At 63.7% G+C, this 13,866-nt stretch carries 18 protein-coding genes and 2 tRNA genes; 4 read left to right on the top strand and 16 right to left on the bottom strand.

What is annotated here, in order from left to right:
- The first annotated feature begins 63 nt into the window (after window positions 1-63).
- Window positions 64-276 carry a cold-shock protein gene (locus tag GYA95_RS06740; protein ID WP_003250656.1) on the top strand — a complete coding sequence of 71 codons (213 nt, stop codon included), beginning with the start codon at window positions 64-66 and terminating at the stop codon, window positions 274-276.
- A gap of 207 nt (window positions 277-483) precedes the next feature.
- Here the strand turns inward: GYA95_RS06740 and GYA95_RS06735 are convergent, their stop codons facing one another.
- Complete coding sequence (locus GYA95_RS06735) at window positions 484-804, bottom strand: I78 family peptidase inhibitor (RefSeq protein ID WP_003260961.1); 321 nt, start codon at window positions 802-804, stop codon at window positions 484-486.
- Window positions 805-1,080: 276 nt separating this feature from the next.
- On the opposite strand from GYA95_RS06735, the gene GYA95_RS06730 reads away from it, so the two are divergent.
- Window positions 1,081-1,293 carry a hypothetical protein gene (locus GYA95_RS06730; protein ID WP_003260960.1) on the top strand — a complete coding sequence of 71 codons (213 nt, stop codon included), beginning with the start codon at window positions 1,081-1,083 and terminating at the stop codon, window positions 1,291-1,293.
- Here GYA95_RS06730 and GYA95_RS06725 read toward each other — a convergent pair.
- The 7 genes from GYA95_RS06725 to GYA95_RS06695 all read right to left on the bottom strand — a co-directional run bounded on the left by GYA95_RS06725 (window position 1,265) and on the right by GYA95_RS06695 (window position 8,292).
- Window positions 1,265-2,266 (bottom strand): nucleoside hydrolase, encoded by a 1,002-nt coding sequence (locus tag GYA95_RS06725; protein WP_043935508.1) that lies wholly within the window; start codon window positions 2,264-2,266, stop codon window positions 1,265-1,267. The genes GYA95_RS06730 and GYA95_RS06725 overlap by 29 nt on opposite strands.
- Window positions 2,267-2,422: 156 nt before the next feature.
- Complete coding sequence (rbsD, locus tag GYA95_RS06720) at window positions 2,423-2,821, bottom strand: D-ribose pyranase (RefSeq protein WP_015269789.1); 399 nt, start codon at window positions 2,819-2,821, stop codon at window positions 2,423-2,425.
- The gene (gene rbsK / locus GYA95_RS06715) at window positions 2,818-3,726 is read right to left on the bottom strand and encodes a ribokinase (protein WP_015269788.1); all 909 of its coding nucleotides are present in this window, start codon (window positions 3,724-3,726) and stop codon (window positions 2,818-2,820) included. The genes rbsD and rbsK overlap by 4 nt, the downstream gene beginning before the upstream one ends.
- A 15-nt stretch (window positions 3,727-3,741) precedes the next feature.
- The gene (locus GYA95_RS06710) at window positions 3,742-4,764 is read right to left on the bottom strand and encodes a LacI family DNA-binding transcriptional regulator (protein WP_015269787.1); all 1,023 of its coding nucleotides are present in this window, start codon (window positions 4,762-4,764) and stop codon (window positions 3,742-3,744) included.
- Between the two features lie 4 nt (window positions 4,765-4,768).
- Window positions 4,769-5,764 carry an ABC transporter permease gene (locus GYA95_RS06705; protein ID WP_015269786.1) on the bottom strand — a complete coding sequence of 332 codons (996 nt, stop codon included), beginning with the start codon at window positions 5,762-5,764 and terminating at the stop codon, window positions 4,769-4,771.
- Window positions 5,761-7,314 (bottom strand): sugar ABC transporter ATP-binding protein, encoded by a 1,554-nt coding sequence (locus tag GYA95_RS06700; RefSeq protein ID WP_015269785.1) that lies wholly within the window; start codon window positions 7,312-7,314, stop codon window positions 5,761-5,763. The genes GYA95_RS06705 and GYA95_RS06700 overlap by 4 nt, the downstream gene beginning before the upstream one ends.
- Before the next feature lie 21 nt (window positions 7,315-7,335).
- Window positions 7,336-8,292, bottom strand: coding sequence for a sugar ABC transporter substrate-binding protein (locus tag GYA95_RS06695; RefSeq protein ID WP_013971996.1), 957 nt, complete (start codon window positions 8,290-8,292; stop codon window positions 7,336-7,338).
- A 404-nt stretch (window positions 8,293-8,696) separates the two neighbouring features.
- On the opposite strand from GYA95_RS06695, the gene GYA95_RS06690 reads away from it, so the two are divergent.
- Together GYA95_RS06690 and GYA95_RS06685 are read left to right on the top strand one after the other, a co-directional pair.
- The gene (locus GYA95_RS06690; protein WP_015269784.1) at window positions 8,697-9,785 is read left to right on the top strand and encodes an asparaginase; all 1,089 of its coding nucleotides are present in this window, start codon (window positions 8,697-8,699) and stop codon (window positions 9,783-9,785) included.
- A gap of 131 nt (window positions 9,786-9,916) precedes the next feature.
- Window positions 9,917-10,159: a DUF1654 domain-containing protein gene (locus GYA95_RS06685; protein WP_003260955.1), complete on the top strand. Its 243-nt coding sequence runs from the start codon at window positions 9,917-9,919 to the stop codon at window positions 10,157-10,159.
- Window positions 10,160-10,171: 12 nt separating this feature from the next.
- On the opposite strand, the gene GYA95_RS06680 is transcribed toward GYA95_RS06685, so the two are convergent.
- The 8 genes from GYA95_RS06680 to GYA95_RS28145 form a co-directional block, all read right to left on the bottom strand.
- Window positions 10,172-10,597 (bottom strand): HD domain-containing protein, encoded by a 426-nt coding sequence (locus GYA95_RS06680; protein WP_003260953.1) that lies wholly within the window; start codon window positions 10,595-10,597, stop codon window positions 10,172-10,174.
- Window positions 10,598-10,836: 239 nt separating this feature from the next.
- Window positions 10,837-11,406, bottom strand: coding sequence for an SPOR domain-containing protein (locus GYA95_RS06675; RefSeq protein ID WP_003260952.1), 570 nt, complete (start codon window positions 11,404-11,406; stop codon window positions 10,837-10,839).
- Between the two features lie 131 nt (window positions 11,407-11,537).
- Window positions 11,538-11,614, bottom strand: a tRNA-Val gene (locus GYA95_RS06670).
- A gap of 166 nt (window positions 11,615-11,780) precedes the next feature.
- Window positions 11,781-11,889 (bottom strand) — tRNA-Val (locus GYA95_RS06665).
- A gap of 143 nt (window positions 11,890-12,032) precedes the next feature.
- Window positions 12,033-12,377: a hypothetical protein gene (locus tag GYA95_RS06660; protein ID WP_161551358.1), complete on the bottom strand. Its 345-nt coding sequence runs from the start codon at window positions 12,375-12,377 to the stop codon at window positions 12,033-12,035.
- A complete protein-coding gene (locus GYA95_RS06655) occupies window positions 12,374-12,736 on the bottom strand; it encodes a hypothetical protein (RefSeq protein WP_161551357.1) in 363 nt (120 codons plus the stop codon). The genes GYA95_RS06660 and GYA95_RS06655 overlap by 4 nt, the downstream gene beginning before the upstream one ends.
- The gene (locus GYA95_RS06650) at window positions 12,733-13,176 is read right to left on the bottom strand and encodes a structural protein P5 (RefSeq protein ID WP_161551356.1); all 444 of its coding nucleotides are present in this window, start codon (window positions 13,174-13,176) and stop codon (window positions 12,733-12,735) included. Before GYA95_RS06650 ends, GYA95_RS06655 begins: the two co-directional genes overlap by 4 nt.
- 74 nt (window positions 13,177-13,250) lie before the next feature.
- A complete protein-coding gene (locus GYA95_RS28145) occupies window positions 13,251-13,850 on the bottom strand; it encodes a tail fiber assembly protein (protein WP_275101020.1) in 600 nt (199 codons plus the stop codon).
- Window positions 13,851-13,866 lie beyond the last annotated feature (16 nt).

The raw sequence follows: 13,866 nt of genomic DNA, 5'->3' as shown, positions 1-13,866 counted from the left end.
CGTGCTCCGTAGCCTCGGCCGCATTGCACCACTGAAAAAACTAAATGTTCTGGAGATTCACCCATGTCCAATCGCCAACAAGGCACCGTCAAATGGTTCAATGATGAGAAAGGCTACGGCTTCATCACCCCAGCAGGCGGCGGCGACGACCTGTTCGTTCACTTCAAGGCCATCGAATCTGACGGCTTCAAGAGCCTGAAAGAAGGCCAGACTGTTTCCTTCGTCGCCGAGCGCGGCCAGAAGGGCATGCAGGCTGCACAGGTTCGTCCGGAGTAATTCGGATAGCTGTAAAAAAACCCGCCCTTGTGGCGGGTTTTTTTATGGGCGTTTACCAGGCTGCACGCGCTCGCTTTTTTTGTAGGAGCGGCCTTGTGTCGCGACGGGGCGCGAAGCGGCCCCTGGGTTTCAGCTTCGCAGCATCAATGGCCGGGGCCGCTTTGCGGCCCTTTCGCGACGCAAGGCCGCTCCTACAAGGACCGCGTGTCAGCCGCAGTTGACGCGAACCACCTTGCCCTGCTCGTCCACATTCAGGTTCAAGCGTTCGGAACGGTACTCGAGGGTAACCACGTCGTGCGGCTTGAGAATGCGGGCCATCTGCGAGCCACTGGCCTTGCGCGCCTGCTCCAGCAGCTCGGCGCTGGCCGGCTTGCCAATGGCAAAATCGGCGCCGCTGGCTTCGCAGCGGCCATCGTTGCCTGCCGGCGTGGCTGGCGCAGCGCCACCAGCAGAATTGCCACCAGTGCTGCAACCAGCCAGCACAGCAGCCACCGCCAGGGTTGCCAGGTAAGCACGGGTACGGAACATGAAGCCTCCTAAATCGGTCCGGGAACTGTCTGATCCGACAGTTCCGCTGATCTTTTGTTGCAAAACCGGTCAAGTCTGCCTGAACTCGCCAGCCGAGGCGAAAACGCAATCGTGACCGGATTTTGCACAAGCCGCTGCGTTTGCCATATGCTTAAGCCGCAAGGTCACTGACGCAAAGTCATGATTTAGTGCAAGAAGTGGAGCGCACCCCGCCTCCATCGAACACCAGGGTCAGGTGTTCGCCCCTTCGTCCCGGGCCCCAAGCGAGAGCCTTTCATGAGCAGCCACAGCATCGAAGCCGATATCAAGGTCAAATGGGCCGAAGGCCAGAGCGCGTACAGCCCTGGCACGCCGGAGGAGTTGCTGCTGATTGCCATCGACCTGCTGGTGCGCGATCGCGGCGCCGAGGCGGCACGCAGCTTCTTCGACCAGGTGTTCGAGCGCTACGCGCCGCACACGGCTATTCCAATCGCGCCAAACGGGCGCTGAGCAGGTCGAACAGGCCCTGGGCATCGCCCTCGCCCACCCACATCACGTTAGCCGGCTGCTTGAGCACGCCGTACCAGTCGGCAAGGGTCTGGCCGAAGCTGGGGCCTTCGCGGCTGTCGATGCTCATGTGGATACGCCGGCCGCTGAACAGTTCGGGCTTGAGCAGGTAGGCGATGACGCTGGCGTCGTGCACCGGGCCGCCGGGCATGCCGTACAGGTCCATGTCGTGGGTGATGTAGGCGTTGAGGATATCCACCACCCGCTTGCTGGCCTGGTTGTTCACCGCCGCCAGTTGCTTGAGGCGGGCGTCGCTGGTCAGCAGCTTGTGAGTGACGTCCAGCGGCAGGTAGGTCAGCTGCACGCCGCTGGCCAGCACCACTTCGGCGGCATGTGGGTCGGCATAGAGGTTGAATTCCGCCGCCGGGGTGATATTGCCACCGTTGAAATGGGCACCGCCCATGACCACCACTTGCTTGATGCCTTTGGCGATATCCGGGCGCTGGATCAGCGCCAGGGCCAGGTTGGTTTGTGGGCCGAGCATGGCAATGGTAATGCTGTGGGGCTTGGCGGTGCCCAGGGTGTCGACCAGGTATTGCACGGCATTGCCCTGGGCCAGCGGCGCTTTCGGTTCGTGAACCTGGATGCCGGTGAGGCCTTCTTCGCCGTGCACCTCGGCGGCGTAGATCGGCTTGCGCACCAGCGGGCGGGCGGCGCCGGCGTACACGGGGATGTCTTCGCGGCCGGCCCATTCGCGGGCCAGGCGGGCGTTGCGCGAGGTCTTTTCCAGGCGCACGTTGCCGGCCACGGTGGTGATGGCGCGGATGTTCAGCTCGTCGGGCGAGGCCATGGCCAGGAACAGCGCGACCACGTCGTCGGCGCCGGGGTCGGTGTCGATGATCAGGTCGATGGGGGCGGCCTGGAGGGTGGTGGCTGCGGCCATGAGGGCGATTCCTTGTAGCAGGGGTTTGAGCATGGGTGGCACTCCTGTTGCCTGGGTGGTGGTTTCTGGGGCCGCTTTGCGGCCCAATCGCCGGCAAGCCAGCTCCCACAGGTACTGCATCGGCCTCAAGCATTGTGCAGTACCTGTGGAAGCTGGCTTGCCGGCGATTCGGGGGCGCAGCCCCCGCCTTCAGAAAGTCACGCCGGAAATCAGCGCGATGTTGCTGTAGGGCTGGCACTCGCCGGTGCGCACTACCGCACGGGCACTGCGTGACAATGCCTTGAAATCTTCATGGCTCAGCCATTCGCGCTTGCCCAGCTTGCCCTTCAGCCGCTCGATCTCGACCAGCGCCGGCGGCACCACTTTCTGCATCTCTTCGGCCAGCACGTGGCGCTCTACCTGCAACTCGCTCAGCACAACCCGCAACACGCTGGCGAAATCCGGCAGGCCAGGCGTGACGGCCAGGTCGATCAGTTCGACGCCCGGCGGCACCGGCAGCCCGGCATCGCCGATCACCAGGATGTCGCCATGCCCCATGCCGGCGATGGTCCGCGACAGGGCAACGTTCAGCAGCGGGGTTTTCTTCATGGCGCAAGCTCCGCCAGGTAGGGAATCGACGGCTGGGCACCGGCGCGGGTAACTGACAGGGCCGCGGCGCGCTGGCCGAAGGCGATGGCTTCGCCCTCCTCCAGGCCGCGCACCAGGCCTGCGGCAAAGCCGCCGATGAAGGTGTCGCCGGCTGCCGTGGTGTCCAGCGGCTGCACCACCGGCGCGGGGAAGTGCTGGTGGCCCCGAGGGGTGACCAGCAAAGCCCCTTGCGCGCCCAGGGTGATGATCACTTTGCCCGCGCCCAGTTTCAGCAAGCATTCGCCGGCACGTCGGGCGCTGTCCAGGTCAGTCACCGCCACGCCGGTCAGGGCTTCGGCCTCGCTTTCGTTGGGCGTCAGGTAGTCGATGCGGGCGAACCAGTCCGCCGGCAAGGGGCCGGTCGCCGGCGCCGGGTTCAGGATCACCCGCTTGCCCAGTTCATGCCCCCGGGCCAAGGTCCAGGCCACGGTGTCGGCCGGTACTTCCAACTGGCAGATGATCACCTCGGCCGCCTGCAGCAGCGCATCGAACCGCTGCACCGACTGCGGCGTCAGCAGGCCGTTGCCACCGGGGACGATGACGATGCAGTTCTGGCTGGCGGCATCCACGGTGATCAGCGCCACCCCGCTGGACACGCCCTGGCAGGTGCTGACGCCCTGGCAGTCGATGCCTTCCACATACAGGGCCCGGTGCAGTTGTCGACCATAGTCATCGTCGCCAACGTTGCCGATCATCGCCACGCTGCCACCCAGGCGCGCCACGGCCACTGCCTGGTTGGCCCCCTTGCCGCCCGGCACGGTGAAAAAGCTTTCGCCGGGAAGTGTTTCGCCGGCCCGGGGCAGGCGCTGCGCGCGGGCCACCAGGTCCATGTTGAGGCTACCGACTACCACAACCTTGGCATTCATGACATTTCCTTAGCATCAGCGGTAATCGTTGAACAGGTCCGGACGCGGCCCGGTGGACTCGCGCAGCACAATGCGCGGGGCGACGATGCGTTGCTCTGCCGCGCCCTGCCGGGGGGTGCCGATACGCGCCAGCAACAGCGACGCGGCGCTCTCGCCCAGCTCGCGAATCGACTGGCCCACCGTGGTCAACGGCGGGTACACATAACGGCTGAGCTCGATGTCGTCGAAGCCGATCACCGACAGCTCGCCGGGCACGTTGATATTGCGTTCGGCCGCGGCACGCAGCACACCGAAGCCGATCATGTCGTTGCCGGCAAAAATCGCCGTAGGTCGCTTGCCCTCCAGCAGCCGGCCCGCGGCTGCATGGCCGCCGGGGCTGGTGAAATCGCAGTGCAGCACGCGGTCGTTGCGCACCGGCACACCGGCTTCGGCCATGGCGCGGCGGAAGCCGCTCAGGCGCAGCTGGGTCACACCGGTCTCGGCGGGGCCGCCGATGTAGGCGATGTCATGGTGACCAAGTTCCAGCAGGTGCTGGGTGGCCAGGAAGGCGCCCTGCTCGTGGTCGATGCGCACCAGGTCGGCATCGACACCGTCCAGTTCGCGGTCGACGATCACCATGGGCGTGCGCACGCCAGCCAGGCTTTGCAGCAGGTCGCTGTCCTGCCCTACCGAAGCCACTACCAGGCCGTCGATGCGCTTTTCCAGCAGCACGCGCAGGTAGCTGCGCTGCTTCTGCGGGTTGTCGTCGGAGTTGCACAGGATCACGCAGTAGCCGTTGCGCTCGCAGGCGTCTTCGATGCCCCGCGCCAGTTCGGCGAAGTACGGGTTGACGCTGTTGGGTACCAGCAGGCCGATGGTGGCCGTGCTGCGCGCCTTCAGCGAGCGGGCCACGGCGCTGGGTACGTAGTCGAGTTCGGCGATGGCGGCTTCGACTTTCAACCGCACCTGCTCGCTGACCGGCCGGGTCTTGTTCAGCACATGGGACACGGTGGTGTAGGAAATGCCCGCCAGTGCCGCGACGTCTTTGATGGTTGCCATGTTTTCAGTTCCGCCGGCCTGCACGCCGGCTACGGTAAGTGTCGAGCACCACGGCGATGACAATCACCGCCCCGGTGATGATGCGTTTGGTCGGTTCGCTGGCACCGATCTGCGCCAGCCCTGCAGCCAGCACCGAAATGATCAGTACGCCAAAGAAGGTGCTGATGACCGAGCCGCGCCCGCCCATCAGGCTGGTGCCGCCAATCACCACGGCAGCGATTACCTGCAGCTCCAGGCCGGAGCCGGCATTGGGGTCGGCGGCTTCCAGGCGCGAGATCTGGAACAGCGCGGCCAGGCCGGCGAGCAGGCCCATCAGGGCGAACACCAGCACCTTGTACGGGCGCGGGTCGATGCCGGCCAGGCGCACGGCCTCTTCGTTGGTGCCGATACCGATCAGGTAGCGGCCGAACACCGTGCGGGTCAGCACCAACTGGGCCAGCACGATCACCAGCAAGGCGATGATGAACGCCGGCGAGATGCCGAATGCGATGGGGTTGGAGAACCAGGCATAGGCATCACCGATATAGGCGGTGCGCGAGTCGGTGAACTGGTAGGCCAGGCCGCGGGCCATTTCCAGCACCCCTAGCGAAACGATGAACGACGGAATGCGCCAGGCCACGGTGACGCCGCCGGTGATGCTGCCGGCCAGCGCGGCCACGGCCATGCCCAGCAGGGCCGAAGGCAGCACGCCCCAGCCCCAGCCGAGGATCGCCACGCTGACCGTGGAGGCCGCCAGCGCCAGTACCGAGCCCACCGACAGGTCGATGCCGCCGATAATCAGCACGAAGGTCATGCCCACCGCCAGTACCATCAGGTCGGGGATCTGGTTGGCCAGGGTACTGAAGGTGTTGTAGGACCAGAAGTGGCTGCTGAGGAACGAGAACAGCACGATCATCGCCAGCAAGGCGCCGGCCAGGCCCAGGTAGGTACCCAGGCCAAGATAGGTGCCACTGCGGCGCACCGGTGCGGCGCCTTGGCTGTCGAGCGGGGTGGTTTTCATGCATCCATCCTGGGAGCTGCTTCATGCAGCAGTGCGTCACGTTTCTGATAACCGGCAAAGGCCGCGGCCAGCAACTGGTCCTGGCTCCAATGGTCCCGCTCGAAGGTGTCGATCAGGCGACCGGCCGACAGCACGGCGATGCGGTCGCATATCAGCATCAGCTCGCGCAGGTCACTGGACACCACCACCAGGGCCTTGCCCTGGCGCGCCAGCTCGGCCAGCAGGCCATAGATGTCGAACTTGGCGCCGACGTCGATGCCACGGGTGGGCTCGTCGAACAGCAGCACCTGGCAGTCGCGCTCCAGCCAGCGGCCGATCACCACCTTCTGCTGGTTGCCGCCAGACAGCTCGCCTACCACCTGCTGCGGGCCGGCACTGCGAATGCGCATGGCCTGGATCTGGCGTTCGGCCAATGCCGCTTCGGCTTCGCCATCGAGCACCCCGGCCCGTGAAACCGCACCGAGGTTACCCAGGGCGATATTCGCGCTGATCGACTGCGTCAGCAGCAGGCCCTCGCCTTTGCGGTCTTCGGTGATCAGCGCGATACCGGCCTGCACCGCAGCCTTGGGCGAGTCGATGGTGACAGCCTTGGGCGGCTGGCCGAGGGCGATGCTGCCGCTGTCGGCACGGTCGGCGCCGTAGATCAGGCGCAGCAGTTCGGTACGGCCGGCACCGATCAGGCCGGAAATGCCGAAGATCTCCCCTGCCCTGACCTCGAACGACACTTCACGCACCTTGTCGGCACGGCTGAGCCTGTCGACCTTGAGCAGCGGCGCGCCGATCTGCCGGCGGCCCAGGTCGATATGCTCGCCCAGCTCGCGGCCGACCATCAGGTTGACCAGTTCGGCGCTGCTATAGCGCTGTATCGGCTCATCGCACACCAGTTTGCCGTCGCGCAGCACGACGATGCGCTGGGCCACGCGCTGCAGTTCTTCCAGGCGATGGGAGATGTAGACGATGGCCACGCCACGTTGGCGCAGGCGCTCGATCTGGGTGAACAGCAGCTCCACTTCGCGCGCGGTGAGCATGGCGGTGGGCTCGTCGAAGATCAGCACATGGCAGTCGCCAATCAGGTTGCGGGCGATCTCGACCATCTGCTGATGGCCGATGCCCAGCTCGCCGACCGAGGTGTCCGGGTCGATGGCGTCGAGGCCGACCTGGGCCATGGCGGCCGTGGCCAGTTGGCGCAGGCGCTTCTGGCTGATCCAGCCGAAGCGGCCGGGCAGGTTGTCGAGGAACAGGTTTTCCGCCACGGTCAGCGTGGGCAGCAGGTTGAGTTCCTGCATGACCATGCGCACGCCAAGGCGCTCAGCCTCGCTGCGGCTGCCAGGCGCGTAGGCCTGGCCGCGGTAGCGCATGTGCCCGGTGGTGGGGGTTTCCAGCCCACTGATGAGCTTGGACAAGGTGCTCTTGCCGGCGCCGTTCTCGCCGGTCAGGGCCAGCACTTCGCCGGCACGCAGGTTCAGGCTGACCTCGCCGAGCACGGGCTGGGCGTAGGTCTTGCCCAGGCCACTGGCGGCGAGCACTACTTCGTTGGCCGATGCAGGCATGGCCGTTTCTCCTGCCAGCGATCAGGGCTTGGTGATGAGTTGGACCGGGGTCTGGATGACGTTGTCGGCATCCACGTCGGGTTTCTCGCCCTTGACCATTTTCAGCGCCGCCTGGATGCCGTACACCGCCTGCTGGCTGGCCGCCTGGTCGAGGGTGGCAAGCACACGGCCATCGGCGAGCATCGGCTTGATGGCGTTGATGTTGTCGTAGCCCACCACTTGCACCTGGCCGGTCTTGCCGGCGGCACGCACGGCCGACACCGCGCCCAGGGCCATGCTGTCGTTGCCGGCCAGCAGGGCTTTCAGGTCGGGGTATTCGTTGAGCATGGAGGCGGCGACGGCGTTGCCTTTGTCGATTTCCCAGTTGCCGCTCTGCACCGATACGATCTTGATCTGCGCGGCGTCCATGGCGTCCTTGAAGCCGGCGGTACGCTGCTGGGCGTTGGTGGTGGTCGGCACGCCTTCGATGATGCCGACCTGGTCGCCGGCCTTGAGCTTCTCGTTGGCCAGGTAGTCACCGACCAGGCGCGCGCCCTTGCGGTTGTCGGGGCCCACGAAGGGTACGCTGATGCCTTTGCTCTTGAGCAGTTCAGGGTCCAGGCGGTTGTCGATGTTGATCACCACAACGCCCTGGTCCATGGCCTTCTTCACCGCCGATACCAGCGCCTTGGAGTCGGCCGGGGCAATGACCAGGGCCTTGGCGCCCGCGTTGACCATCTGCTCGACGATGCGGATCTGCTCGCCGGTGTCGGTCTCGTTCTTGATGCCGTTGGCGATCAGCTCGAATTCATCGGCGTGGGCTTTCTGGTAGTCCTTGGCGCCGTCTTCCATGGTGCGGAAGAACTCGTTGGCCAGCGACTTCATGACCAGGGCAACCTTGGGCTTGTCTTCGGCGTGGGCGGGGGAAAATGGCAGGGCCAGGGACAGCGAGGAAATGACCGCGAGGGCCAGCAGACGACCGGGGAACGGCAGTTTCATGGACGATGACTCCGAATCTTGTGTTTTTTGTCGGATCGCAAACGTTTGCGTTGCCTAACTATGGAAACAGGACCGGGGTTTGTCAAATCCGTTTGGCTGTCGGAGGTCAAGTCGAACTTGGCGCAGTTTATCCGGATTTTTTCCGAAAAGCCGAACGTCTTTTCCTGCATTTGTTCGGAATCTCGAATGGAACGCACCTTCATGTGGGGGCGGCCTTGTGTCGCGATGGGCTGCGCAGCAGCCCCGGCAATTTGTGCATTTGCCAGTGAATCCGGGGCCGCTACGCGCCCCATCGCGACACAAGGCCGCTCCTACAGGCAGCGCACACATGCCTGGTACGAAACCTGCCTTGCACCCTGTGCGACAAAACAACCATCTCATTAGGAAGAGAGAGAACAATAACGATGAATGCCGCACTGAAAATCTTCGCCCCCAGCGCACTCGCCGTGCTGCTGGCCATTCCAGCCACCGTTTCGGCCAAAGAGGCTGAAACCCAGCAGAAGCTGGCCAACGTGGTCATCCTCGCCACCGGCGGCACCATTGCCGGCGCTGGCGCCAGCGCCGCCAACAGCGCCACCTACCAGGCCGCCAAGCTGGGCGTCGACAAACTGATCGCCGGTGTGCCGGAGCTGGCCGACCTGGCCAACGTCCGCGGCGAGCAGGTCATGCAGATCGCCTCTGAGAGCATCTCCAACGACGACCTGCTCAAGTTGGGCAAACGCGTTGCCGAACTCGCCGAAAGCAAGGACGTCGACGGCATCGTCATTACCCACGGCACCGACACCCTGGAAGAGACCGCCTACTTCCTCAACCTGGTGGAAAAGACCGACAAGCCGATCGTGGTCGTCGGTTCGATGCGCCCGGGCACCGCCATGTCCGCCGACGGCATGCTCAACCTTTACAACGCCGTGGCCGTGGCCAGCGACAAGCAGTCGCGCGGCAAGGGCGTGCTGGTGACCATGAATGACGAGATCCAGTCCGGGCGCGATGTCAGCAAGGCAGTGAACATCAAGACCGAAGCCTTCAAGAGCGCCTGGGGCCCGATGGGCATGGTGGTGGAAGGCAAGTCGTACTGGTTCCGCCTGCCGGCCAAGCGCCACACGGTCAACTCCGAGTTCGACATCAAGCAGATCAGCAGCCTGCCGCAGGTGGATATCGCCTATGGCTATGGCAACGTCACTGACACCGCCTACAAGGCACTGGCGCAGAATGGCGCCAAGGCACTGATCCATGCCGGTACCGGCAACGGTTCGGTGTCGTCGCGGGTGGTGCCGGCGCTGCAGGAGCTGCGCAAGAACGGCGTGCAGATCATTCGCTCGTCGCACGTCAACCAGGGTGGCTTCGTGCTGCGCAACGCCGAGCAGCCGGATGACAAGAACGACTGGGTCGTGGCCCATGACCTGAACCCACAGAAAGCGCGGATTCTGGCGATGGTAGCGATGACCAGGACCCAGGACAGCAAGGAGCTGCAGCGCATCTTCTGGGAGTACTGATCGCCAGCCGCCCCCCCCCCCGGAAATGCAAACAGCCCCGCTGCCCAGGCGGGGCGTTTGCTGTCTGACTGTTGCGAAATTACTTACAGTGAAATACTGTATGCGCATACAGCAAAAACAAGGAAACACTTGTGTCCAGCACCGCCTCCGCCACCCCAAGCAGCTATGAACAACTGGGTATGCGCATTCAGAAAATCATCAACAGCCCCACTGCCCAGCGCAGCCGTGCGGCGTTGATTTTCCGTCTGGAGCAGGAAACCCCGGAAGATTGGGAAACCCTGCTAGAGGAAATCGCCGAAAACGATAACGTCACCCTCGCCCACCGCGACGATGGCGGCGTGCAGATTTTCTGGACGGTACCGAAGGAAGACTGACTGCATTCAGCCTCAAGCCAAGGCCTGCAGGTAGGCGCTGGCTTCGCGGTAACGCGCCAGCCGTGCCAGGTCGGTGGGGCCTGGGCACGGGATGCGCGAAAGGTCGCTGTTGTCGGCCAGATCGGCCAGCTTGACGGTGCGCGCCAGCGGGTCACCGCCCAGGCGCACCACGAAGTCCTGGTAGGCCTCGCCCTCACGGCGGCTGAGCGCCAGCAAGGCGGCAAGGATTTTCAGCGCGAAACCCTCGCGCGCCAGGTCGGACAGGGTCAGCGGGGTGTCTTCGATCACATCGTGCAGCACCGCGACAATCCGTTGTTCGGTTGTGGAAACCCGCATCATCACGCGTAGCGGGTGGAGGATATAAGCGGCCCCACCCTTGTCGTATTGCCCTTCATGCGCCCTGGCGGCCACGGCAATGGCCCGCTCCAGTGTAGACATGAGGCCCTCCCCGTTCGGCTTCTTCCTGACAAGCATAGCCAAAACTGTGCGGACAATGTCTAGCGCGCGTGTGACTGCTCGAAATCCGGAAGCTGGCGCATGCCCTGTAGGAGCGGCCTTGCGTCGCGACGGGCTGCAAAGCAGCCCCGGGATTCGGCATCACAGCAGATTCTGTGGGGCTGCTTCGCAGCCCGTCGCGACACAAGGCCGCTCCTACAGCCCCCACTCACACAGAGTTTTCAGCGCGCTGCGCCGTGCTGGATCACCACCGAATCGGTACCCAGCTTGGCCATTACCTCGGCCTTGCGCGCTTCGGCTTCCTCACGGGTGGGGAATGGCCCCATCAGCACCACCGGCTTGCCGTCGCGGTACTCCACCGAGGACGGGATGCCCTTTTCGATCAGGCGTGCAGTCATGTCGCTGAGCGCGCCCATGTTTGCACCCTGGATCACTTCCACATCCCAGCCTTGCGGGGCCGGCTGGCCAGCCAGGGCCTCGGCGCGGCGCTGCAGCTCGGCGCCGCCGCACATTTCGCGGATGCGCAGGTTGTTGCCGCTGTCGTCGACGATGATTTCGTACTGGCCATCGCGCTTGATGGCCACGTAGCTGCGGTAGGCCTCGTACTGCCCGGCATCATCCTTGCCACGGACCTGGCCGCAGATGGTGCCCTGGGTGTCGATCCGCACGTTGCCGAACTTGGCGGTCTTGGGGTTGTGCAGGTGTTCGGCCACCTGTTTGTGCACGCCTTCGACCTCGTTCTCACAGCCCGCCAGGGCGAGCACTGCCATTACCACAGCCAGTTTGCGCACGCGTGTACCTCCAGATTCGAAGGGGCGGATTCTAGCACGCCGGGCAATGCCCCGAACCGCGACCAAACGTTACACGCTGCTTCATGCGCACAGCAAAAAGGGCGATCATTGCTGATCGCCCTTTTTCGATTTGGTAGGCACAATTGGACTCGAACCAACGACCCCCACCATGTCAAGGTGGTGCTCTAACCAACTGAGCTATGTGCCTGTCGTGTGGTGCGCATATTAGTGATCGAATGCGTACCTGTAAAGCGTTTTTTTCAGAAAAATCAAAAACTTTGCGAATTCGTGCATAAGGGCCTGCTGCGCAGCACCAGGCCGCGAGAACCCAATGAAAAAAGGGGTGACCCTTGCGGATCACCCCTTCTTCGATTTGGTAGGCACAATTGGACTCGAACCAACGACCCCCACCATGTCAAGGTGGTGTGCGGATAATCGTTAAGCCATTGATTTTAATGGTCTTTCCTTGCTCACCTAGAGCCCCGAAAAAGCCGAAATAAGCCTATAACAATCAATAAGTTAGCTACGGGTTTTGCAAATAGACCTGCGTAAAGAATATTGCGCACGCCCTCCGCGCCACGAAACCGAGGCTCGCGATTCTGTGGCGCGTGGCGCAGATCTCCGACCTATCGACACGCCGAAACAGCCGCCTCAAGAAGGCGTTCGTACCCGATCCGCTGCCGGCGCTCAGCCAGCAGCGCCCTCACCTTCACTTCAAGGCTGTCGTCCCTGCGCAAGCCGGCGGCCGCCCAGGGCGGCACCGCGACTTCTGGTGCACGGCAAGGAACCTGCACCGGCACTTCGACGCGCAAATAGCGGATCTCTGGCTCCGCCTTCATCGCGCAGCCGGCAAGGTACAGCAGGGTTACCACCACCCCGCTCCCACAGGCAAGGCCCCGTATTACGCGGCGTGCAGGCCAGAAAATGCCCATTCCGCTCCTACAGGTCAGCGAGTTCACCACCACCGTCATAGCCCAAGCTCCTTGTCGATAATCGAGGTGGCTGCTGTGCACTGGTCGCCACCGGTGCGCTCCTGCTGCAGGCGGTTTGCCGCGGCGTAGTCGACTTCCGCGCTGGCCTTCGCCTTGCCAACCGCCTGCTCAGCCCCGGCCTGGCGAGTCTTTGCCGCCAGGGTCAGGTCGCCCATGGCCTTGCCCTGCTCCACCGCCAACCCGCTGAGATTGTCCCGAGCAGCTTTGCAGCTGGCCACCTGGTTCTGCTCAGCGTCCAGCAGCGGCCGGAAGTGCCCTGTAGCGGACCAGATACCCAACAGGACGCCCAGCAGGATCAACAGGCCGGCGCCAAGAGCACGCATAGCCAAGGACGTCATGCCAACGCCCTCCGCACACCCTCGTCAATCACCTGATCCGTGTACGGGTTGCCGCCGTTCTCGTGGACGATGATCCCTACCACTGCCTCGCGCAGCACCTGCGGCTTGGAGATGTCGATTGAGTCGCGCACGCCGACGCCGAGACGCTTGGCAATGGCCTGGGCGTAGGCCAGGGTGTTGTTCTCGCTGGACGGCGCCCAGCGGCTGATGAACTCCAGCGGGGTGTCGATGCCAGGGCGGCCGACACCGGGCATACCGTCCTTGCCCCGGTAGTTCAGCAGCAGCTTGCCCAGGGCACGAATACCATTCTCGGCCTGGTCGAACCTGGCGAAGCGCGGTTTGGCCACGCCCTCCTCCATGCCCAGCTGGCCCTGCCAAGCGTTCCTCGGGTTGAAGTCGATATTGCCGGGGTTGTTGTTGCGTACACCGCGTGCAGTCATGGGGTTGCTCCAGGCAAAAAAATACCGGCTCGCGGCCGGTTGTGTTCTTTGGACAGCAGGTAAGTTCAGCTGGATCAGGCCGGAGGCGTGGGCCAGTTGATGGTCGTTGGGTACCCTTCCTGCTCGGGAAGACGGCTCAGCGCCACGCGGTAGCGCTTCCACTCTTTCAGCAGGGCTGCCTCAGTCTCGGTGGCCACCTCAAGATCAACCGCGTCCTGCAGCGGCGCGATCGCGGTGTCTACCACGAGGCGGCGGGCGGTGATCTGATCGGCAATCTGGACGAGCAGAACAGCCGCCTCCTGCTCCTGCTTCATCACTGCGGTAATCACCTGACTCCAGTCGATTACGCCGGCCATGATCGGCGGCTGCGATGGCTCCGACTCAAGTCCTGGAAGCTGAATGACGCCGTCAGCAGGGCTTACGATATCTACAGGGAATCTCGCCGATTCTGGCGCATCTACCGCATGAGGCATGATCAAAGTAATCTCGATATCCGCACCGCCACGCGCTACGTCTTGGGTAATCCAGTCGCTGGATATCGCTTTTGCCGGAAGGGTCTCGCCGTCCTTAAGTCGCGAAAAATCGAATGACACACCATTGACGACAAGGGCATCACCCGCTTTGGTGACTGACAGCATCGAATCAGAACGAACTGGCGACAGTTTGATAATCATTACATCCATCTCCCGA

This window comes from Pseudomonas asiatica (genome assembly GCF_009932335.1).
In the GTDB taxonomy this organism is placed as follows: Bacteria; Pseudomonadota; Gammaproteobacteria; order Pseudomonadales; family Pseudomonadaceae; genus Aquipseudomonas; species Aquipseudomonas asiatica.
Note: the sequence above shows the minus strand (reverse complement) of the source record. Positions and strands in the feature narration are given on the sequence as shown.